Source organism: uncultured Lactobacillus sp., from assembly GCF_947367125.1.
Taxonomy (GTDB): domain Bacteria; phylum Bacillota; class Bacilli; order Lactobacillales; family Lactobacillaceae; genus Lactobacillus.
Genome location: NZ_CANBCQ010000018.1, coordinates 1 through 22,220 on the forward strand (window position 1 = coordinate 1; position 22,220 = coordinate 22,220).

Annotated in this window: 19 protein-coding genes, 3 tRNA genes and 2 pseudogenes; 22 read left to right on the forward strand and 2 right to left on the reverse strand. The window is 36.8% G+C overall.

The window, feature by feature from the left end:
• Positions 1-382 precede the first annotated feature (382 nt).
• The 15 genes and pseudogenes from Q0Y84_RS06145 to Q0Y84_RS06215 all read left to right on the forward strand — a co-directional run.
• Entirely contained in the window at positions 383-1,054 is a 672-nt protein-coding gene (locus Q0Y84_RS06145; protein ID WP_297951661.1) for an SLAP domain-containing protein, read from the forward strand.
• 161 nt (positions 1,055-1,215) lie between these two features.
• The gene (locus Q0Y84_RS06150; RefSeq protein WP_297951663.1) at positions 1,216-2,280 is read left to right on the forward strand and encodes an SEC10/PgrA surface exclusion domain-containing protein; all 1,065 of its coding nucleotides are present in this window, start codon (positions 1,216-1,218) and stop codon (positions 2,278-2,280) included.
• Positions 2,281-2,356: 76 nt separating this feature from the next.
• Entirely contained in the window at positions 2,357-2,932 is a 576-nt protein-coding gene (locus tag Q0Y84_RS06155; RefSeq protein WP_297951664.1) for a histidine phosphatase family protein, read from the forward strand.
• A 1-nt stretch (position 2,933) separates the two neighbouring features.
• Entirely contained in the window at positions 2,934-3,524 is a 591-nt protein-coding gene (locus Q0Y84_RS06160; protein WP_148238449.1) for a histidine phosphatase family protein, read from the forward strand.
• 68 nt (positions 3,525-3,592) lie between these two features.
• Complete coding sequence (locus tag Q0Y84_RS06165) at positions 3,593-4,252, forward strand: antibiotic biosynthesis monooxygenase family protein (RefSeq protein WP_297951666.1); 660 nt, start codon at positions 3,593-3,595, stop codon at positions 4,250-4,252.
• Between the two features lie 46 nt (positions 4,253-4,298).
• Positions 4,299-4,979, forward strand: a complete 681-nt coding sequence (locus Q0Y84_RS06170; protein WP_297951667.1) for a glycerophosphodiester phosphodiesterase family protein — start codon at positions 4,299-4,301, stop codon at positions 4,977-4,979.
• Positions 4,980-5,013: 34 nt separating this feature from the next.
• Complete coding sequence (locus Q0Y84_RS06175) at positions 5,014-5,985, forward strand: LacI family DNA-binding transcriptional regulator (RefSeq protein ID WP_297951668.1); 972 nt, start codon at positions 5,014-5,016, stop codon at positions 5,983-5,985.
• Between the two features lie 195 nt (positions 5,986-6,180).
• On the forward strand, positions 6,181-7,473 hold the full coding sequence (locus Q0Y84_RS06180; protein ID WP_297951669.1) for a sugar ABC transporter substrate-binding protein: 1,293 nt from the start codon (positions 6,181-6,183) through the stop codon (positions 7,471-7,473).
• A 20-nt stretch (positions 7,474-7,493) separates the two neighbouring features.
• Positions 7,494-8,378 carry a sugar ABC transporter permease gene (locus Q0Y84_RS06185; protein WP_297951670.1) on the forward strand — a complete coding sequence of 295 codons (885 nt, stop codon included), beginning with the start codon at positions 7,494-7,496 and terminating at the stop codon, positions 8,376-8,378.
• Complete coding sequence (locus tag Q0Y84_RS06190) at positions 8,371-9,228, forward strand: carbohydrate ABC transporter permease (RefSeq protein WP_297951672.1); 858 nt, start codon at positions 8,371-8,373, stop codon at positions 9,226-9,228. The genes Q0Y84_RS06185 and Q0Y84_RS06190 overlap by 8 nt, the downstream gene beginning before the upstream one ends.
• On the forward strand, positions 9,228-10,520 hold the full coding sequence (locus Q0Y84_RS06195; RefSeq protein WP_297951673.1) for a glycoside hydrolase family 32 protein: 1,293 nt from the start codon (positions 9,228-9,230) through the stop codon (positions 10,518-10,520). The genes Q0Y84_RS06190 and Q0Y84_RS06195 overlap by 1 nt, the downstream gene beginning before the upstream one ends.
• 14 nt (positions 10,521-10,534) lie before the next feature.
• Positions 10,535-11,644 carry a sn-glycerol-3-phosphate ABC transporter ATP-binding protein UgpC gene (ugpC, locus tag Q0Y84_RS06200; protein WP_297951675.1) on the forward strand — a complete coding sequence of 370 codons (1,110 nt, stop codon included), beginning with the start codon at positions 10,535-10,537 and terminating at the stop codon, positions 11,642-11,644.
• Positions 11,645-11,765: 121 nt separating this feature from the next.
• Positions 11,766-13,208 (forward strand): sucrose phosphorylase, encoded by a 1,443-nt coding sequence (gene gtfA, locus Q0Y84_RS06205; RefSeq protein WP_297951676.1) that lies wholly within the window; start codon positions 11,766-11,768, stop codon positions 13,206-13,208.
• Between the two features lie 172 nt (positions 13,209-13,380).
• A tRNA-Gln gene (locus Q0Y84_RS06210) sits at positions 13,381-13,452 on the forward strand.
• A 203-nt stretch (positions 13,453-13,655) separates the two neighbouring features.
• A pseudogene (locus Q0Y84_RS06215) lies at positions 13,656-13,877 on the forward strand (aminotransferase class I/II-fold pyridoxal phosphate-dependent enzyme); the annotation flags it as partial.
• A gap of 56 nt (positions 13,878-13,933) precedes the next feature.
• Here the strand turns inward: Q0Y84_RS06215 and Q0Y84_RS06220 are convergent.
• Positions 13,934-14,923: a Gfo/Idh/MocA family oxidoreductase gene (locus Q0Y84_RS06220; protein ID WP_297951677.1), complete on the reverse strand. Its 990-nt coding sequence runs from the start codon at positions 14,921-14,923 to the stop codon at positions 13,934-13,936.
• Between the two features lie 121 nt (positions 14,924-15,044).
• Positions 15,045-15,287, reverse strand: a pseudogene (locus Q0Y84_RS06225) (ribose-5-phosphate isomerase A); the annotation flags it as partial.
• A 90-nt stretch (positions 15,288-15,377) separates the two neighbouring features.
• Here Q0Y84_RS06225 and Q0Y84_RS06230 point away from each other — a divergent pair.
• The 7 genes from Q0Y84_RS06230 (at position 15,378) to Q0Y84_RS06260 (ending at position 22,153) form a co-directional block, all read left to right on the forward strand.
• Positions 15,378-16,169, forward strand: coding sequence for a MurR/RpiR family transcriptional regulator (locus tag Q0Y84_RS06230; protein ID WP_297951678.1), 792 nt, complete (start codon positions 15,378-15,380; stop codon positions 16,167-16,169).
• 326 nt (positions 16,170-16,495) lie between these two features.
• Positions 16,496-17,971: an SLAP domain-containing protein gene (locus Q0Y84_RS06235; RefSeq protein ID WP_297951679.1), complete on the forward strand. Its 1,476-nt coding sequence runs from the start codon at positions 16,496-16,498 to the stop codon at positions 17,969-17,971.
• Positions 17,972-18,470: 499 nt separating this feature from the next.
• On the forward strand, positions 18,471-18,818 hold the full coding sequence (locus Q0Y84_RS06240) for a hypothetical protein (protein WP_297951681.1): 348 nt from the start codon (positions 18,471-18,473) through the stop codon (positions 18,816-18,818).
• A 395-nt stretch (positions 18,819-19,213) separates the two neighbouring features.
• Positions 19,214-20,581: an FAD-dependent oxidoreductase gene (locus Q0Y84_RS06245; protein WP_297951682.1), complete on the forward strand. Its 1,368-nt coding sequence runs from the start codon at positions 19,214-19,216 to the stop codon at positions 20,579-20,581.
• A 138-nt stretch (positions 20,582-20,719) separates the two neighbouring features.
• A tRNA-Tyr gene (locus tag Q0Y84_RS06250) sits at positions 20,720-20,801 on the forward strand.
• Positions 20,802-20,835: 34 nt separating this feature from the next.
• A tRNA-Gln gene (locus tag Q0Y84_RS06255) sits at positions 20,836-20,907 on the forward strand.
• 130 nt (positions 20,908-21,037) lie between these two features.
• Complete coding sequence (locus tag Q0Y84_RS06260; RefSeq protein ID WP_297951683.1) at positions 21,038-22,153, forward strand: hypothetical protein; 1,116 nt, start codon at positions 21,038-21,040, stop codon at positions 22,151-22,153.
• Positions 22,154-22,220 lie beyond the last annotated feature (67 nt).

The window sequence follows — 22,220 nt, forward strand, 5'->3', positions numbered from 1 at the left end:
GAAAAAGAACGATGAAATCCAGATGGAAATCATCGTTCTTTTTTATGGTCCAGGAGTTAGTTTTTTCCCAGACACTTCGTTTTGCAAAAGTATTTCAATATATTAAATGCGAACAAGCTTTTGCACATAGCAAATAAAAAATAAAAAACGGCCTAAAGCTTGATTTGACGCAATTTTGCATAATTCAAATAAATTTACATAAATATTACAAATGTTACAAAATTGTCATATTTTGCAATGATTTCTTAATCTGTGAGTGATATTTCTGTTATCATTCTGCAACTTAATCAAGGTAGTATATGACTTGTCAATTGAATGAGACAGACGAATAAGGTGAAAATTCGTTACTTATGAGTTTTTTATTTTTAAGGAGAGAATTTTTTTGAAAATTAAATCTATCTTAGTTAAGTCAATTGCAGTAACTGCTTTATCAGTTACAGGTTTAGTAGCAGCTAATAACAATACTCATACTGCTCAAGCTGCTGTTGTAGAAAACGATACAAACGTTGTAACAGTTAAGAATGTTTCAGACAACGCTATAACTGTTTACGATAGTTACCAAAATCCAGAAGCAACTGGTCAAACTTTAGCAAGTAACACTTCATGGAAGGTAATTAAGACTGCTTACGATGCTAAGGGTCACAAGTGGTACGACTTAGGCAAGAACCAATGGGTTCGTGCTAAGTACGTAACTCGCGGCTACCGTACTCAAGCAGCTGCTACCCAAGCACCAGTACAACACCAAACTCAAACTGAAAATACTAATACTGCTGCAAATACTACTGCAGCAACCAACGCCAACACCCAAACTACTACTTCAACTGTAAGTGGATCAGAAGCTAGTGCAAAGGAATGGATTGCCGGTAGAGAATCTGGTGGCTCATACGGTGCTTCAAATGGCCAATACGTTGGTAAGTACCAACTTTCAGCTTCATACCTGAATGGTGACTACTCAGCAGCCAACCAAGAAAAGGCAGCTGATAACTATGTACATAGTCGTTATGGCTCATGGACTGCTGCTAAGGCATTCTGGCAAGCAAACGGCTGGTACTAAAAATAAACCTCTTTTCAAAACTAAATAAAATCAAACTAACTTGTGGGACATGCGATCAAAAAGATGGTGTGTCCCTTTTTGATTTTTTTAGTTAGTTACTTACGTTATAATATGTAACATATAGTAATGATTTGCTAAAACATACAGAAAGTAGAGCAACTATGAACAAAAAAATAATTGCGACTTTATTAACTAGTGTCTGCTTAATGGGGACAGCAAGTGCGATTTATGAAACTGCACCTCAAACAGTTCAAGCAGCAGTTAAAGGAAAAGTTCAAGTCAAAGGCAATAAGAAAGTCAGACTTTATACCAGTAAGGGAAAAAAATCAAAATATTATGCAGTTGCTAAAAGAACATATTCTTATTCTGCGCAAAAATACTTAAAAATTGGCAAGAAAAAGCATTTAGCCTACAAGATTGGTGATAATTCCCACTGGTTATTAGCTAAAAATGCTAAAAAGGTGAAGCAAACTGGGCCAGTAGTAAACTACCAGGTTGCGACATTTAAAATGCCAAGTGGTTACACACGGGCTAGTTTGCTAGAAGCTTATAAAGGCAAGCCAAGTGCTAAATTTATCCAAGCTTGCATGCAGGGGATGCAAGAAAATGATTTCTCCCGAGTTAGCTCAGGTGAAAGCAAGAATGATCAAAGAATGATTAATCCTGCAGCTTTGTCCGCTAGTGATCAAAAAGAACTAGCAAAATTTTCTTTGCGCTTAATCAATAGTGCGCGGAGTCAATTGGGCTTGAAGCCATGGATTTATAGTTCTGGAGTAGAGCAGTTAGCTGATTCAATCGCTCAAGAATATGCGCAAAATGGTCATAGCATCAAAGATGGCGATCACTATGTTGCCGGAATTGTGCGCGCCTGCAAAAAGCATGGGCTAGAATTGAATGACAATTATGTCGAAGATATGGCCGGTTTTACGATTAATAAGAAGACAATGTCAATGGCTGAAATGAAGCGCAATGTTTACTTTGGGTTGAAGCAAATGATTTTTGGCTTTGCCGGTGCTGGTGAAGCTGAGCGTGGTAACAAGAGCCTTTATCGTGAATGGGAACATGCGGGTGATTTGTTTAATACGCAAGGTTCACGCCATGACGGTGATTACAATTATTACGGCTTCAGTATTTCTAAGACAGGCAATATTTACTCAATGCACTATATTAGCGTGCCAAGTTTTGTAGTTAACTCTAGCGAATACAATAAGCACTTCAAAATTTAATGAAAAAGCGATGAAAGCACGCATGAAGCGTGCTTTTTTGATAAGATAAGAGAAAAAACGATTTAGCGAGGAAAAAATGACAAAAACTTTATACTTAGTCCGTCACGGACAGACATATTTTAACTATTATCATAAGGTGCAAGGCCGTTGTGATTCACCTTTGAATGAACGAGGAATTCGTCAGGTTGAAATGGCCCGCGATTATTTTAAAAAGCAGGATATTCGTTTTGATCAGGCTTTTTCATCAACGCAAGAGCGTGCTTGTGACACGTTAGAAATTATTGCTGATCATCAAATGCCATATAAACGCTTGAAGGACTTGCGTGAAAAGTGTTACGGCATTTTTGAAGGACGCGATGAGTTCCTGTTGCCATGGAATTACAATAATCCGAATGTTGACCCTACCATGGAAAAAGATGAGGATGTTGTGGCTAGAATGCGTCGGGCAGTCGTTGAGATTTTAGCTGGTCTAGAAGATGGACAAACTGCTTTGGTTGTCGGACACGGCGACATTTTAGCTCAATTTGTGCGTGATGCTACCGAAAATAAGAATTTTGGCGGCTTTGGCAATGCTTCAATTGTGAAGTTGACGGTTGATGGCAAGAATATTCATTTTGATTCATATGTATGGCCAGCAGAAGATCTGAAGTAAAATGGCAATTAATTTATATTTAGTCAGACATGGACAGACCTGGTTTAATAAAAAGCATCGCATGCAGGGGAGCTGCGATTCGGCATTGACGCCATTAGGAATCAAGCAAGCTCAAGCGGTGCGCGATTATTTTCAAACGCAAGGAATTACTTTTGCGCGGACGTATTGCTCAACGCAGGAGCGGGCAAGTGATACCTTGGAAATTATTGCGGGACCGGAGACAGAATATGTGCGACTAAAAGAATTAAAAGAGAAAGATTATGGCAGTTTTGAAGCACACAATGTATTGCTGTGGCCATTGCACCGTTTGGGAAAATTTCGCGTTGAAGATGATCGCGAAGTAGTTGAACGAATGGAACGCGGAATTAATCTGATTATGCGGGATGCACAGGATGACGACAATATTTTGGTTGTGGGCCATGGCGATAGTTTGTCGCAATATATTAATGAAACGACTAACCATCGGGAATTTCTGGGTTTACCCAATTGTTCTTTTGTGCAGCTAACTAGTAATGAAGGCAGCAACTTGGAATATGTGCGCACTGAATGGCCAGCCAAAGCAGTCAAAATTGACCAAATAACTGGTGAATAGGGGCTTTTATTTTTCTGCATTAGTTTATAATAATGTATGTAGAAAAATTATAGTGCGAGGCAAGAAAAATGGATGAAACACCAATTTTTAAAATTACTAAATTAAATATTAAAGAAAACGATCGCGGTGAATATATCCGTGAAATTGAAAATAATATGCATAATTCAATTCCAGCTGAAGAAGGAACTTTGCTGATTGGTAGTGCACATGATGATGCTCATGGCGAAGATAATTATGAAATCGAATTGTTCCGCAATAGCTTAGCGGAAGATTTGCATACTGCAGATGATCATGCCGATGACTTTGCTGAAACCATCGACAAGATTTCTACAGCTAAAGAAGTTATAGATTTAAAGCCTGAAGTTATTACGACTAAGTCTCATGACGCTTTGAACGACAACGCTGATAACTTTGTGATGCGTCTGGTTAAGGTTGAAGTTAAACCAGAAGATGCCGAAAAGTTTGCTCATGAAGTTAAGAAGGAAATGACGACTAGCATGGCTGCTGAACCAGGCATGGAAATTATGATGTCTGGAGTCAATAAGAAAAACTTCAACGAATGGTATTTCGTTGAAGTTTACTTTGATGACAAGGCTTATGATGCACATATTAAGTCAGCTCAATATCTTGAATACGTTGAGAACACCGATGGTATGGTAGTTAGAAGAGATGTTAAGAATCTAGTTCGTGATACTTTGGCAACTCAAGGTGCAATCGTCTTAGATTAAAATAGAGCAGATGCCGCAAGAGCGGCATTTTTTTGTAGGTGAAAAAATGACTCAGACAATTATTTTTGCTCACCGGGGCTTACCGGTCAAATTTGCGGAAAATTCTTTGCAAGGATTTAAATATGCAGCAACGCATGGCGCTGAAGGTGTCGAATTTGATGTGCACTTAACTAAAGATAAAGTGCCAGTAGTAATGCATGATGAAACGTTAGATAGAACTACTAATGGGACAGGTTATATTAAGGATTACACTTTGAATGAAATTAGAAAATTTCATTTGGAAAATGGTGAACCAGTGCCGTTATTGAGTGAATTATTTGAAATTTTGCAAGATAAAAATCTTTACATCAATCTTGAATTTAAAACTAATAAAATCCATGATGTCGGAATCGAAGCGATTGTCTTGTCTTTGGCTAAGCAATATCATTTTGTTCATCCCATTATTTTTTCTTCGTTTAATTATCAGACGCTAAAGAATTGTCAAAAAATTGATGCTCAGCAGCAATATTGTTTTCTAACGAAGATGCCAATTCCTTTTCCAGCTCATTTTATTGCTAAAAATCATTTTGCAGCGATACATCCTTATTGGTATTTGCCTAGCAAAATTACCCAACGAATCTGGACAGTGGATAAGGTAAGTACTGCGAAAAAGTATTTTAAGCTTGGGGTAGCTGGAATTTTTACTAATAATTTCGAATTGATGAATCGGGTGAAACAAAGAGTATAATGAAAAAGATAAATTAAAAAAGAGGCGATTAATAATGGCAACTATGAAAGATGTTGCGCAAAAAGCGGGAGTAGGAGTTGGTACAGTTTCACGGGTAATTAATCATGTGCCTGGCGTTAAAGAAAGTACTTTGAATAAAGTTAATGAAGCAATTAAGGCCTTGAATTATATTCCCGATGCCTATGCTCGTGGATTAAAAACTAAATCTTCTCGAACAATTGCGTTGATTGTGCCTTCAGTCTGGTATCCATTTTTTTCAGAATTTGCATATTATGTAGAAAAAAGGCTAGATAAAGAAGATTATAAGCTTTTATTATGCAACTCTGACGATAATCCAGCAGAAGAAGCCAAGTATATCAAGATGCTTAAGCAAAATAAGATTGATGCAATTATTGCGATTACTTATAGTGACATTGAACAATATATTTATTCAAATATTCCTTTTGTCAGTTTGGATCGTTATTTTGATAAAAAAGTTTCTTATGTTACTTCTGATAATTATGAAGGTGGCAAATTAGCAGCAAAAGAGTTATTAAAGCATGGAGCTAAGGATTTAGCCTATGTTGGTAGTCATAGTAAATATCCTAATGGAACAATGTTAAGAAGAGATGGATTTAGGGACTATCTTGAAGATAATGGAATTGATTATAAAGAAATTTTCTTGCAAGAGCCAGTTAAAGATTTCACACCCTATGTCTTAGAAATGCTCCGATTACACCCTAAAATTGATGGGATTTTTTGTCATACTGATTCATTATTGCTCAAACTGCAAAAAATTTTGCTTCAGCATGGCTATCAAGTACCAAAGGATATTCAATTAATTGGTTTTGATGGGATGAATTTATCTGCAGATTTGCCTTTAGGAATTTCAACCATTGCCCAGCCAGTTGAAAGTTTGGCTAATGGAGCAGTTGATCTAGTTTTGCGAAAAATAGCAGATCCTAGCTTGAAAAATGAAGCTAAGATGTACCCTGTAAAATATATTGAAGGAAATACCACAAAATAACCGTTGACAAGTTATGAAAGCGGTATTATTATTTAATTGTAGTTGAAACGTTTCCAATATGGATTCAAAAAGTTTCGTGCTTTCATTATTTTTTTTGAAATAAAGTTGAAACGTTTCAATCAATTAGAGTTGTTTAGAGCTAAGAAACGTTTTATTTTTTGAGATTTAATTGAAACGTTTCAAAGGAGAAAGATTATGAAAAAGTGGAAATTAGGAGTGGTATCAGCAGCTGCAGCTATCGCAGCTCTTGGTTTAACAGGTTGTAGCAATAATCAAGGTAGCAGCAACAGCAAGAACGTAACCATGTGGGTTCACGTTTCTAATACTGACCCTGAAGGTAAGGCTTTACAAAAGAATGTTAACGACTTTAACAAGGAAAATAAGCACGGTTACAAAGCTAAAGTGCAATTTATTCCTCGTTCCGGTTCAGGTGGTGGTTATGAAGACAAGGTTAACGCTGCTTTGAACTCTGGTAGTTTACCAGATGTTTTGACTTTGGATGGTCCTAATACTGCTGCTTATGCACATTCAAAAATTATTCAACCAATCGATAAGTACATTACTAATAAAGACGATATTCTACCAACTATTATTAAGCAAGGTACTTATAAAGGTAAGTTATATGCTGCTGGCTATTCAGAATCAAGCATCGGCTTCTATTACAACAAGAAGATGTTCAAAGAGGCTGGGATTAAAGATTCAGAAATTGCTACTTTACAGCATCCATGGACTTGGACTCAATTTAAAGATATTTGTAAGAGACTTAAAAATCACTTCCATGAACCAGCAATTAATATGAACTTGAATGACCACTCAGAAATGGCTCTTTATTCATTAGCACCATTTGTATGGTCAGCTGGTGGTAGCATTACTAATCCTGCTGGCACTAAGGCAGTTGGCTACTTTAATTCCAAGCAAACTACTTCAGCCTTCCAATTAATTCAAGACATGGTCAAAGATGGCTACACTACTATTTCACCAAAGGATAAAGGTTTTGAAACTGGCAAATATGCCATGATGATGACTGGTACTTGGGAAGTTCAAACTTTGCAAAACCAATACAAGAATTTGCAATGGGGCGTAATGCCATATCCTGTATCTCCAGCTACTCACAAAGAGGTTTCACCAACAGGCTCATGGCAATACGCAATGTCTTCTGCAGCTAAGAACAAGAAGGCAGCTGGTGCTTTGATTAACTTCTTAATGAGTAAGAAGTGTATGTACCGCAGCGATATGGCTAACACTGTTTTGCCAGCACGTAAGAGTGTATCTAAGATGATGATGCCTAAAGTTAATGAACAAATGAGATTCTTCATTAAGCAAAACCAAACTACGGGTCATGCTCGTCCAGTTTTAGTTAACTACCCACAAGTAACTAGAACATTTGCTGATACTGTTCAAAATGTAACTTTGTACAAGAAGAATCCTAATGTACAAAAGGTAATGAACGAACAAGCTAAAGTTATTCAAAAATACCTTGAGAAATAGAGAAGTAAAGGGGAATCTTTATGCAAGTTAAAGGTATAAAGAGACAAATTGGGTGGCTGTATGTTTTTCCAGCTATTCTGATTTTACTAGCATTTTTAATCATTCCATTTTTGATGTCATTCAGTTATTCCTTTACGAATTACAATATTTTGACACCATGGGCTAAGCAATATGTAGGTTTTACAAATTACATTAATACTTTTAAAGATCCTGTCTTTTTACAAAGTTTAAAAAATATTGCACAATTCGTTATCTTTATTATGCCAATTCAGGTTGGTGCGGCTTTAGGTTTAGCTTTAATTGTTAATAAAAAGCGTCCTGGAAATACATTCTTTAAGATTTCATTCTTTGCACCACAAGTTGTATCTTTGACTGTTGTCTCAATTCTTTGGATGTATATTCTTAATCCTGACCAAGGCTTGTTAAATGGTATTTTGGGTATTTTTCACATTAAACCACAGCCATTTTTAACTTCACCTAAGCAAGCGATGTTTGCTATTATTGGTGTTTCTGCTTGGCAGGGTGCTGGTTACCAAATGTTAATCTTTTTAGCGGGATTGCAAAATATTCCTGATTCATTGTATGAAGCAGCTGAATTGGATGGAGCAAATAGTTGGCAAAGATTCTTACATATCACTTTACCAATGCTAAAACCTACTTCAATCATGATCTTAACGACGACTTTTATCAGTGCTTTCAACCTGATGATTCAGCCAATGATCATGACGCAAGGTGGCCCACAAAATGCAACTATGACACCAATTTACTACATTTATCGTACTGGGTTTACTGATCGTCAATTAGGTTATGCAAGTGCAATGAGTGTAATTTACGGTATTATCATTATTATCTTCACTATTATCCAAAGAAAGATCACAAACGCTGGAGGTGACGAGAATGCATAAGTTTATGACGCGTAAAAAGTTCCACGTTATTTGGACTACAGTGTTAATTACAATTTTAGCTTTGTTCTTCTTGTTCCCGTTGATTTGGATGATCGTTTCTTCAATGAAGCCTGAATCACAGATCTATGCCAATATCAGTAATTTTAAAGCATTCTTGCCATCAAATAATATTTCAGATTGGGGAAAAGCTTATGCTGGTATCTTCCAACGTTTCCCAATTATGAGATACATTTTAAACAGTGTCTTTTATGCAACAAGTGTAACTGCAGGTTCAATTGTAGTAAATGCCTTAGCTGGTTACGGTTTTGCTAAATTCAACTTTACTGGACGTAAATTACTCTTTGGTTTATTGATTGCTTTATTGGTTATTCCAGGTACTACGCTTTTGATTCAGCAATTCCAAGTTGCTAAAACGATTGGTATTTTGAATACACCGTTAGCAGTTATTTTGCCAGGGATGTCGAGCCCATTCTATATTTATATGTTTAGAAATGCGTTTGCGGCAATTCCGGATAGTGTCACTGAAGCTGCTGAATTAGATGGGGCAAGCAATTTGAGAATTTTCTGGAATATTCTTTTACCAATGACGCTTCCTACAGTTGCGACAGTCGGAACATTATCGTTTATTGGTAGTTGGAATGACTATGTATGGCCATTAATGGTTTTGACTAATTCTAATCAATTCCCATTGCAAGTGGCTATTACGAATATTAACAGCACGAATCCAGTCTACATGAACCAAGTAATGGCAATCTTGACAATTTCAACGGTTCCTTTGGTTTTAGTTTATATCTTCTTCCAAAAGTACCTTACTCAAGGAATGGGTTCTGCAGGTAACGGTGACAAATAATGAAAGAAAATTCATACTTATATGAGGAAATAAGAAAAATCGATCATGATGAATTGCGCCCGCTGTTTCATTTTACTGCTCCAGTAGGTTGGATCAATGATCCCAATGGCTTAATTCGATATCGCGATTACTATCAACTTTATTATCAATATTATCCATATGCTCCTCATTGGGATAATATGCATTGGGGGCATGCCCGTAGTAAAGATGGTCTTCATTGGGAAGATATGCCAATTGCCATGAAGCCTGATCATGCTTATGACAAAACCGGTGTCTTCTCTGGCTCAGCTATTGAAAAAGACGGCAAGCTATATGTCCTTTATACGGGGCATGTTGATGAAGCTGGTCAAGTTACTGAAACGCAATGTGTGGCTATCTCAGACGATGGAGTTGATTTTAAGAAATATGAACATAACCCCGTCATGACGGTGGATGCTTTACCAGGAAAGACCGATCCAGGTAACTTCCGCGATCCTAAAGTCTTTAAGCATGGCGACAAGTACTATTGTGTGGTTGCTGCTGCACTTGAAGGACATGGCAGTCTAGTTTTGTTTGAATCAAGCGATTTGCTAAATTGGAATTTTAAGTCAGTGCTATTGCAAGGCGAAAAATATGGCGTGATGACTGAATGCCCAGATTACTTCAATCTTAATGGTCAAGATTATTTAGCCTTTAGTGTAATTTTAGGTGATGGTCGCAATAGTGTGGTTTATCTTGCTAAGGGACATTTGGATTGGAAAAACTTTACTTTTGAATTAGAAGTAACTCAACGTTTAGATGATGGTGATGACTTTTATGCTTCACAAAGTTTTGTTAACGAAAAAGGTGAACGAATTGTTATTCCTTGGTTGAGGAGTGTTGATCATATTAATTACCTGGAAGAATCTCATCATTTGTGGAATGGCATGATGGGTATTCCAAGAAAATTAACAACAAATAATAGGCAATTAAGTCAAAAACCAATTGGTCAAATTAAGGATCTATCACTAACTGATAATGAAGAAATTGATTTAGGCAGTTACCGATTAACCGAAGAAATTCCAATTGATCGCAGTTTAGTATTGCAAGGCAGTAATGGTGAAATTCAGCTTACTCGGACTGAAGAAGACCAATACTTGATTGAAATTCATTCACCTGTCTTTATTAAGACGATTTCATGGCATCCAGATGACCATCACTTAACCTTGGTGATTGATAATTCAAGTTTAGAACTCTTTGGGCAAAGTAAAACTTTAAGTATTGTTACTTTTGTAGCTGGAATAAACTGTGTAATGCTTAAAGATGTAAAGTAGCAAGGAAATAAAAAATGACAGAAGTAGATTTAAACCATATTTATAAAAAATATGATGGCAATGATAAGTACTCTGTAAATGATTTCGATTTACATATTAAAGATAAGGAATTTATCGTTTTTGTCGGTCCTTCAGGCTGTGGTAAATCGACGACCTTAAGAATGATTGCCGGTTTGGAAGACATTAGTAAGGGTACACTCGAAATTGACCACAAGGTCATGAATGATGTCGCACCCAAGAATCGTGATATTGCGATGGTTTTCCAGAACTATGCTTTGTATCCTCATATGTCGATTTATGACAATATGGCTTTCGGCTTAAAGTTAAGACACTATTCTAAGGAAAATATTGACAAAAAGGTAAAGCATGCTGCTAAGATTCTAGGCTTGACTGATTACTTAAAGAAAAAGCCAGCAGCTCTTTCCGGTGGGCAACGTCAGCGTGTTGCCTTAGGACGTTCAATTGTGCGGGATGCACCAATCTTTTTGATGGACGAACCTCTTTCTAACTTGGATGCTAAATTACGGGTATCGATGCGTGCAGAAATTGCTAAGCTTCATCAAAGATTAGGTACTACGACTATTTATGTTACTCACGACCAAACTGAAGCAATGACTTTGGCTGACCGCGTGGTTGTTATGTCAGTCGGTGAGGTTCAACAAATTGGTACTCCACTGGAAGTTTACAATAAGCCAAGAAATATGTTTGTCGCCGGTTTTATCGGTTCACCGCAGATGAACTTCTTTAATGTCCACTACAAGGATGGTCGAATTTCAGATGGTAAGGGCTTGAACATTGGTATTCCAGAAGGTAAGGCTAAAATGCTGGATAAAAAGGGTTACAACGACAAGGATATTGTCTTTGGGATTCGTCCAGAAGATATTCACGCTGAAGAAGCCTTTTTGGAAACTTGGCCTGATGCTGTTATTCAATCTACTGTTGTAGTTTCTGAATTACTTGGCGCTACAATTCAGCTTTACCAAAAAGTAGATGGAACTGAATTTGTCGCTGATGTAAATTCACGTGATTACCACAAGCCAGGTGATCATGTGAAGATGGGATTTGATGTTAATAAGGCCCATTTCTTTGATAAAGACACTACAATGGCAATTTATAATAATTAATAATTTTTTCTCCCCTAATTTCGAAAATAATACAATTCGATGTAATTCTCGATGATCAAAAATAAAATAGGTTCGATCTTTTACGAAAGGTTGAACCTATTTTGCTAAAGAAGGTTTAAAAATGAAATTACAAAATAAAGCAATGTTGATAACTTATCCTGATAGCCTAGGGCATAACTTAAAAGATTTGTCACAAGTAATGGAACGCTACTTTAATAAAGCCATTGGTGGCATTCATTTGTTGCCAATTTTCCCTTCAAACGGTGATCGTGGCTTCTCACCAACCAGATATGACATGGTTGATCCTAAGTTCGGGACTTGGAAAGACGTTGAGCAATTAAGTCAACAATATTATTTAATGTTTGATTTTATGATTAATCATCTATCTAAACATTCAGATTATTTCCAAGATTTTCAAGCTAAACATGAAGAAAGTAAGTACCATGATCTGTTCTTAAGTTGGGATAAATTCTGGCCAGCTGGTCGGCCTACGCAAAAAGATATCGATCTAATTTATAAGCGGAAAGATCGGGCACCGTACCAAGAGATTGAATTTAAAGATGGTAGCCAGGAAAAAATGTGGAATACTTTTGGCCCAGATCAAATGGACTTGGATGTTAGAACCAAAACTACGCAGGAGTTTATCAAGCAAAATTTACAAAATTTGGCTAAACATGGAGCAAGTTTAATTCGCTTAGATGCCTTTGCTTATGCAATTAAAAAGCTGGACACTAATGATTTCTTTGTGGAACCAGATATTTGGTCATTGCTTGATGAAGTGAATGATTATTTAAAAGATACGCCAGCCACAATTTTGCCTGAAATTCATGAACATTATACGATGCCATTTAAGGTGGCCGAGCACGGTTACTTTATTTATGATTTTGCCTTGCCAATGGTTCTACTATATTCTCTTTATAGTGGAAATAGTATTCAACTGGCTAAATGGTTAAAGAAATGCCCGATGAAGCAGTTTACTACTTTGGATACGCACGATGGGTTAGGTGTGGTCGATGCCAAGGATATTTTGACTGATGAGCAAATTGATTACACCACGCAGAAGCTTTATCAGATCGGTGCCAATGTGAAGAAAAAGTATTCTAGTGCTGAATATCATAATTTGGATATCTATCAAATTAATACCACTTATTATTCTGCTTTAGGTAATGATGATCAAAAATACTTCTTAGCCCGCTTATTACAAATTTTTGCCCCAGGTATTCCACAAATTTATTATGTTGGTTTGCTTGCTGGTGAAAACGATATTCAATTGTTGGAAAAGACCAAGGAAGGTCGCGATATTAATCGGCATTATTACGAATTAGCTGAGATTAAAAAGCAAGTTAATAGACCAGTAGTTAAGTCATTAATTAAGTTACTGGAATTCCGTAATTCAGCGGCTGCCTTTGACTTAGACGGATCAATTGATGTAGCAACGCCTAGTGATCATGAAATTGTCATTACTAGAATGAATAAAGCTAAGACTGACGTGGCTAGTGCTAAGGTTGATTTCCAGAATTTGACTTATCAAGTTAAATATAATGATCAAGTATTTGGTTTTTAAAGGACGTTGAAAAATGCAAAGATTATAATCATGATACTTTTGAGCAAATGTGAAAAAATCAAATTTTTTTGAATTTTTCCTTGATATTTTTTCTTCATTCCCCTATACTAATATCTGTTGAGTGATCAAGAGGTCATTCAAATAGAGCCAATCAAGTAAAAGGTTTGAAGATTGGGTTATAGCCAAGTGGTAAGGCAATGGTTTTTGGTACCATCATGCGCTGGTTCGAATCCAGCTAACCCAATAGGTGAGATCAAGCGGTGAGCTTGATCTTTTTTTGTATTTAAAATTGAAAATGCTTTGACAAGAAACGAAGAAGTGCTTATATTTAAGTTAACTTTAATTTTGCTCTTATTTACATTATGAGGTGACTAGTATGGTTGACTTAACAAAGCATATGAAAAAGGGATTAGTTGAACAAAAGCCAGGCCAGATTTTAGCTTTTAAGGTGCCTTTTACATTTTTGCCAAAATTTCGGCAGGATTAGAGCAGGCTGATACCAAGTTCATTTATGACTTAGCTGAAAAGAGACATGTTGCCGTAATTGCTGGATCATTTTTTGCTAAAGGCGGTGCAGGATACATTCGTTTGTCTTATGCAACTTCGATGGAGCAAATCAAGGAAGGCTTGAAGCGATTAGAAAAATATGTTGCAGAAAATAAGAAATAGTTGCAAATCAAAAGGACCGATGTTCGTGCATCGATCCCTTTTTTTTGAAATTCTAATTATTCCTCATTATCAAGTGGATAAGTCATGCCCCAGGCAGTTCTAATACTGGTTAAAATATGGGCGATCATGCGAGATTTTTCTAATTCGCCTTCGTCATGACCTTGTTCAATATACTTTTGAAAATCAGTGACTTCATATTCAAGTGCTTGGTCAGCCTCCCCAGCAGTCACATTATCATAGCTTTCTTCATGGGGACTCTGGGTGTAAGTAATGTCCGCTTCAGTGCCGCGTGGGTATTGATTGATTTCAAAATAACCTTTGGTACCCGAAACTAGACCACGCTTAGGCTGCTTCGCCCGCATTGAGAGGGACATCACTGCCATTTGACCTTTTGAATTCTTCAAAATGATGCCGCTTTCTTCGTTAACGCCAGTTTTAAAGAATTTTACCGTGGTGTTGATACTTTCAGGATATTCATCCATAAAGCTGATAGCAAAAGCTGTTGCATAGCCACCAATATCCAGCAATGCACCACCAGCAAGGTCTTTATTAAAGAAGCGATTCTGCGGATCATAGTCCTTGAGTGAGCCAAAATTAATTTGGATCATTTTAATTTTGCCAAATTTGCCCGCCTTAATCAGGTCTTGCATCTTTTGGTAGATTGGCATGTGATAAAGGGTAAAACCTTCCATTAAGATTAGGTGCTTCTCTTTAGCTAATTGAGCTACCTCATCAAATTGGCGCGCATTGACGGTAATTGCTTTTTCACAAAAGACGTGCTTGCCCGCATTGAGGGCCTTCTTAATGTAATCGTAGTGGAAAGTGTGCGGGGTAGCGATATAGATGATATCAATGTTAGGATCATTGATCATTTCATCAGGATTAGTGAAAGCATGTTGTACGTGTTTTTCTTGGACAAAGGCATGTAGTGCTTCTTCATTGGGATTGGCAGCGGCATAAATTTCACCGTTGACTTTATTCAAGGCATCAGCCATGTCGTGTGCAATCCAGCCAGTACCGATAATTCCCCAATTAAATTTTTTCATGATTATTACCTCTCTTGAGTTCAATAATTTTTCCATCTTTTTCAGTAATTAATGAAGTAGCTAGGTCTTCAAATAGCAAAGAGCTGACTACGCCATTTTGTAAACAAATTTGGCGATTAAGTTAAGAAATATTGTGCCAATCTTCGTTAAATACATCAATTAAGTAGTTGCCCAAAAGCGTACGAGTGAAAATTGCTACTGATTTATCTTGGCGAATCTTGCTAGTCAAATGCAAATTGCTTAAATACTTCTGCACTTGATTAACACATGGTGGTGCCACTTCAAGACAAAGCGGAATCTTCGGATTCAAAACAGGTTGTATTCTTTCACTAGGCAAGAGGAGGATAAACTGCTTGGCAATTTGGGCTGCTTGCTTTTAGAAAAGATGAATTCCACCTAAACTTTTTAAAACGTTAAAATTCTTATCGATACAATCTATAGCAAATTATCTACAATGTCAGCCAGTGATCAAAAGATTGCTCAAGTAGTCCTAAAACAACCTGAACAGGTAGTAAATTACACGATTTCAAAATTAGCAACTGAAGCTGGTGTAAGTGATGCTTCGGTGACGCGTTTTTGTCATAATTTGAATTTAACGGGGTTTCACGATTTGAAAATTCAATTAGCCCAGAATGCGACTGAAAGTGTGTCACTTCAAAATATGTCGCGTGATGATGCTAGTGCTAACTTGGAATTAATTGAAAAAAATAAAGTCGCAGAGATTAAGGCGACTTTGGAGAATGTGACTGAAGCTGAATTAGATCGGGTATTGCGGCTTTTGACTGAAAGCAGAATTGTGCAGGTTAGTGCAGAAGGTGATACTTATCCAGTGGCTGCTGATGCAGTGTATAAATTTAATCAGATTGGCTTGTTAGCGATTGATTCGGGCGGCACGATTGAAACGGCGATTGCACAGACAATGAATCTGAATAAAAAGGATTGTTTACTGGTGATTTCAAATTCAGGTGAAGCGGCTGGAATCATTAAGCAAATTAAGGTAGCTAAACAAAAAGGGATGCAGGTGATTGCGATCACCAATCGTGCTGATTCGCCGATTGCGCTATTAGCTGATGTGCATTTGAAGACGGCAGTCCGGCAGACAGTGATGCAGTCGCAGTACTATTTCTCGCGGGTGGCAAGTATGACGATGATTGAAGCGTTGTATTTGTTGCTTATTGCGAGGGATGCAGGACGAGTTGAACATATAAAAGAACATGAAGCGATCATTTCTAATCAAAAAATCTAAAATTACAATTTTTCAAGCGAACAGATGTGAAAATTACCCTTTCTTAACACACATAAAGTCAGTCAAAAATCAATAACTTGTTTAAAGTTTCACAAAAATGTAACGCTTTGAATCTTAATTGTAAAAGTACGGTAACTACAGTTTAACAAATAGAAGGTACAGTGTTACTGGTGATTTTAGGAGGTATTCTTAAGATCACACACACGAGTCGATCCTGTTTTTAGTAATCAGGTTCGTAACATGCTATAATTATTTCACAAGCAGAAGGAGATATAACCTACTGCTTAGGATGAATTTCTGTTTCAGAAAAGAAAGGCCACATAATTATGAAAAAGAATACAAGAATTGTAAGTATGGCTGCTGCCGCTTTGTTGGGAGTTGCTCCCGTAGCAGCTTCAGCTGTTCCGGTTAACGCTGCTATTAGTTTAGGTACTGTAACTAATACTACTGGTACCACAAGTACTACTACAGCAACAACAGCTAAGCCAACTGATCGATCATACTTTACATATGGCAATCAAGTAATTGACGCTGCAAGTACTACCGATAAAACAGCTAATGTTGTACCAACTACTATTTCTATTAAGGCTAAAGATACCGTAGCTAGCGTTACTAAGTCAATTAATGATTTAGGATTGGTTTTCTTCAGTACAAATAATGCTAGCGGAGAAAAAGTTAACCTTAAAGATAGTGAAGTTGCTGCTATTCTTAAGAATGCAGGCGTAACTCTTGATAAAGATAACAAGAATATTACTGCAGTACCAACTAGTGATTTCAATCTTACTTTAACTGGTACAGGTTCTACTTCTACACAAACAGCTACTGTGCAAATCCCAGTTGTAGTTTCAGGTTCAAGTTCAACTACAGATACTACTCAAAATCCAGTGATCAATTGGTCATTGAATGGTCAAAGCAAGGGCAGTGTTAATGGTCAAACATTCCAAGTAGCCGTTGGTTCACAATTTAATCCAACTAATTTCGTAAATAGTAATGGTGAGCCAGTTATTATTTCAGCTGTACAAAACAGCAATAATAATACTGTTGCTTCACTTGAAGCAACTTCAAATCCTGTTAACACTTCAGAAGCTGGTCGTTACTATAATGTAACTTTGACCGCTACTGGTTTAACGGGTAAGAAGACCACTGCAACATATACTGTTTTGATTACTTCAAGTCAAAAGCAAACTCTATATGCTAATGGCGCAAGTTCAATCGCAACTTATAGAATTTATGGTAATAATGTTTTAAGTGGCTCAACCACCTTTAAGGATGGCGATCAAGTTTACGTTGCTGACCAAACTAGAACTATTGATAACGTATCATACTCACAAGTTTCAACTAAGTCTAAGTCAGATGCTAACTCAAGCAACATTTGGGTTAAGACTTCATCACTTGTTAAGCCAGCTGGTGATACTAACACCAAGACTTTGCCAGTAATGGTTGACTCAAGAGCTTACGACAAGAACGGTAACTACTTAGGTCACATGTACTATGCTTACAATGACATTGAAATTGTTCCAACTATCGTAACTATCAATGGTAAGACTTACTACAAGGTAGCTAACAAGGATGAATACGTTCGTGTAACCAACATTACTGGTAATCAACGTACGTTGAAGCACAATGCATACATTTACTGGTCGTCATATCGTCGTACTCCAGGTACTGGTAAGATGTACAGAGGTCAAACTGTAACTACTTACGGTGGTCAAATGAGATTCAAGAACGGTAAGAAGTACTACAGAATTGAAGGCTGCAGAAACAACAACAAGCGTTACATCAAGGCTGTAAACTTCTATTAAAATTAAATAGAATCTAACAATGAAAAGTCGATGCGAAAGCATCGGCTTTTTTGTATCCAATTAAATTTACTTAGTTCACAGAAAAATGCCTTTTTTGCGTAATATATAGAGAGAAAATTTATAGTTAGAGGTGAAGAAATGGATTATTTATCTAAAAAGAAGGAGTTTATTTTTCTGAATAGTCAAAATGCTAGTGTATATGTTCATACGGTTCAGCTTAGGAATTATAAATATGAACTATACGTAGAAGGAAAAAGAAAAAATATAGGAAGAGTGTGCAGGTATTGCTTCATGCTTTGGATAATATTAAAGAGCAGAGTCTTCCTGCCTTTGTAATTGTGAGTAATAAAAAGTTGGGTACAGGTGGTAATTCTTCTTATAATGCTATCAAGATGTTGTTTATTTTAATAATGAGTTTGCGGAACAAAAGCTTTTAGATAAAGTAATTGATGAACACTTTTTTGCTGCCAGATCATTAGAGGATGTGATACAACATGAATTGGCTCACAAAAAATATTTTGATTTAGTTGAACGTTCTTATCAAGCTAATAAATCGAGGTATGATTCTATTGAGGATACTAAGAATACTTTAGATTCGAATTTGGAAAAATATGTCTCCCAGCAAATAAGTTTAGATAGATCTTATTTAGTTGAAAATGTGAGCATTTATGCAGAAAAATCATATGAATATGCCAAGACAGTATTAAAAAAGAACATTATGAATGAAATTATTGCTGAGACTATTGCTAGAAAAGGTAGTAGTGATGTTCAGCTAAATAAATTAATTAGAAAGGAACTTAATTATGGACGATATGATGCAAATGGATATTCTTCAAGCTCCGACTGAGAAAGATTTACGTTATGCCAAGATGGCACAATACTTTCGGTCAGCTAAGCCTGACAAAGATGGCATAGCTACAATTGTCTTTAAGAAAAAGCTCCTAAAGATGTTTTGGATTCATTTCAAGAAAATATTATCTTGATTCCATATCGGGTTCATGATTATTAGTTGCTTGAAAAGTAAGATGTTAATTAGTAAAGCAGCGAGTTAAGCTCGCCGCTTTTTTAATAGTCAACTAAATTTACTTAACTTATAGGAAAATTGCTTTTTTCATATAGATAAAGATGCGGATTAATTGCAAAAGGACTATAAAAGATAAATAATGGAACCAGTTACATAACTGATATTATTTTAAAAGCAGCAACAATTGTTACTGTCACTTTTATAGAGGGGGTTAATTCATGTCGAAAAAGCAAATCGTTATTGTAGGTGCATCCCACGGCGGCCAAGAGGCAGCTTATGAAATCTTAGATCGTTATGACGATGTCGATGTCACGGTTTATGAAACCAGTGATTTTGTTTCTTTCATGTCTTGTGGAATGAAGCTGTATCTTGAAGGAAAAACTACAGGTCAAGATAACGTCAGAAACTTTACACCTGAAGGTCTAGCTGAAAGAGGCGGCAAGGTGGTTAACAACACAGCCGTCACAGCTCTTGACCCAGCAACCAAGACCGTCACCGTAAAGAATGTCAAAGATGGTTCAACCAAAGAAGTTAGTTACGATAAGTTAATTATTTCTTCTGGTGTTAATCCCGCAAGTTTGCCTCTTCCTGGAGCAGATTTGAAGAATATTATGTTGATGCGCGGCTATGACTGCGCTTCAGAGATCAATGCAGCTGCACAGAATAAGGATATTAAAAATGTTGCAGTGATTGGTGCTGGTAATGGGATTGCCGCTGCCGAAGTCTTTGCTAAAGCAGGCAAGAATGTTACTTTGATTGATGGTGGGCATAAGCCATTAGAAAATTACTTAAACGACACTTATACTGATTTATTTGCCAAAGAATTAACAGATCATGGCGTTAACTTAGCGATGAATACCAAGGTTACTGGTTTTGCTGGTGATGGCAAAGTTGAGAAGGTAGAAACTGATCATGGCGAAATTGCCACAGATTGTGTCATTATTACTGTTGGTATTAAACCAAATACTGCTTGGCTTAAAGGCACTGTTGATCTGTATGACAACGGCTATATTAAAGTCGACAACTACTTTAGAACTAATGTCAAGGATGTTTATGCAATTGGGGATGCTGTCTTCCCATTCAGTATTCCAGCTAACCGCAGAGTGCCGATGCCATCTGCTATTGCCGTACGTCATGAAGCTCAATATGTAGTTGAGCACTTGTTTGAAGCTAAGCCAGAGCGCGTCTTTAAGGGCTTAGTTGGGGCTCAATTGCTTGAAGCTTTTAATTTACATGCAGTAACGACTGGTTTGAGTGAAAAGACTGCTAAGCACATTGGAATTAATGCTAAAGAGACGGTCTTAAAGAGTCGCCTTCGTCCAGACTATATTCCTGAAAAAGACAACCCAGTATGCTACATTTCTGTTGTTTATAATGAAGAAAGCCATCAGCTTTTAGGTGGCAGCACACTTTCATCATATGATATTAGTGGTCAAGCCAACGTTTTAAGTTTAGCTATTAGAAATAAGCTAACGCTAGAAGACTTGGCTGAAGCTGATTTCTTCTTCTCACCAACTTATGACAAGCAATGGAGTCTGGTAAATCAAGTTGTACAAAAAGCATTGGGCTTGAAGCTGACTGTTTAAACGAAAAAAATTTGAGATAAGTCAAAGAGGGGCCGCTGAAAAGTGGCTCTTTTTTTGTTGATTCATTTTTTTGAAAAAAGTTGCAAAAATCACTTGCATTTTGTTCAGCTTTTAGTTATTATAATTAAGTCAGCTAACGGAGGAGTAGCGAAGTGGCTAAACGCGGCGGTCTGTAAAACCGCTCTCTCTGAGTTCGGCGGTTCGAATCCACCCTCCTCCATTGTTGAACGACAAGTAAAAAGTTCAGCTGGTACTGGGTTATAGCCAAGTGGTAAGGCAATGGTTTTTGGTACCATCATGCGCTGGTTCGAATCCAGCTAACCCAATAGTTCTAAAAGAACACCCAACCCGAAGAAGAAACGTCTTTGCGACGTTTCTTTTTTTGCCGTGGTCTATTATTTGAATGCTAAAATTAGTACAATAGTAATCAGTTTTCACGAGATGAAAGGATAATGGATGGCTAGAATAATCAGAGTAGGCGGCTCTAGCAGTTCAGTTAGTTGGCATGAAGCTTTAAAAGATTTACGTGCTGATGACGTCTTAATGCTAGGTCCCGGATATTATTATTTATCGCAGGGCATTACATTAACAGATATTACAATTAAAGGTACAGGTTCTCTGCCAGAAGATACTACTATTTATGGCTATATCGGTGTTTCTGAAGATAGTCGCTATGTGACGTTAGAAAATTTATGTATCAATACTGAGGCGGATCATAATAGTTTATCTGTGCCAGTTGGGGCGGATGGCTATCTTAGTTTGCGCAATTGCTTTATTAAAGGTACAGGCACTGATACTGCCGCAATTGCAATTAATGGCAAAATTACGCTGGAGTTATATTCAACCAAGATCGTTGATGGTTCAGTCTCGATGTATGCTAATGCAAATTTCCGCTTAGAAATGAATGATTCAGAGATTGATTATTTCTCTGATAAGTATTGTGCTTTAGCACTTGAAGGTGAAGGGACCGCAATTGTAAATAATTCCAAGATTCACGGTAGTATCAATACTTTTGCTAAAACCAATGCGGAACTTGATCTTAATAATTCTGAAGTAGATTATGTTTTATTGCATGGGCAAACTTGGTTAAATATGCTTAATTCCAAGGTTAAAGCCAATAGTGATTCTTGTCTTTATTTAAGCGATGATTGCTGGAGCAATATTATGAACTCTACTTTTTTGGGTGGAGTTTATATTGATAAAAAGACGCGGACAATTGTCCAAAATTCCACTATTAATCGGATGGTGGTAGTAGATGAGGCAAAAGTTACCATGAGCAATACGGTTGTGTTAGCACATGCAGATTTTCAAGATCAGACTGAATGCGACGCGACCAGAGTAACCTTTGTTGGCAATATGGATTATGAATATTTCTTAGCTTTAAGTGGTGAAGCTAAGATGAAAGGGCATAATATTGTCTTAAATCCTAATCAAGCGGATTTAGCAGTTAAGGATGAAGCAAAATTCAGTGCCAGTGTAGTTGCCGATGATAATGATCAGGTTGAAGTTGAATGCAACAAGCGACCGAATGTTTATATTCTAGGAGTCAAGTGGACCGCTAAGAAAAAATAGTCGCCAAAATTGAAATAGCGTTATTAATGCAATCTAGACCAATTTAGATTATAATAATAAAAAGAGT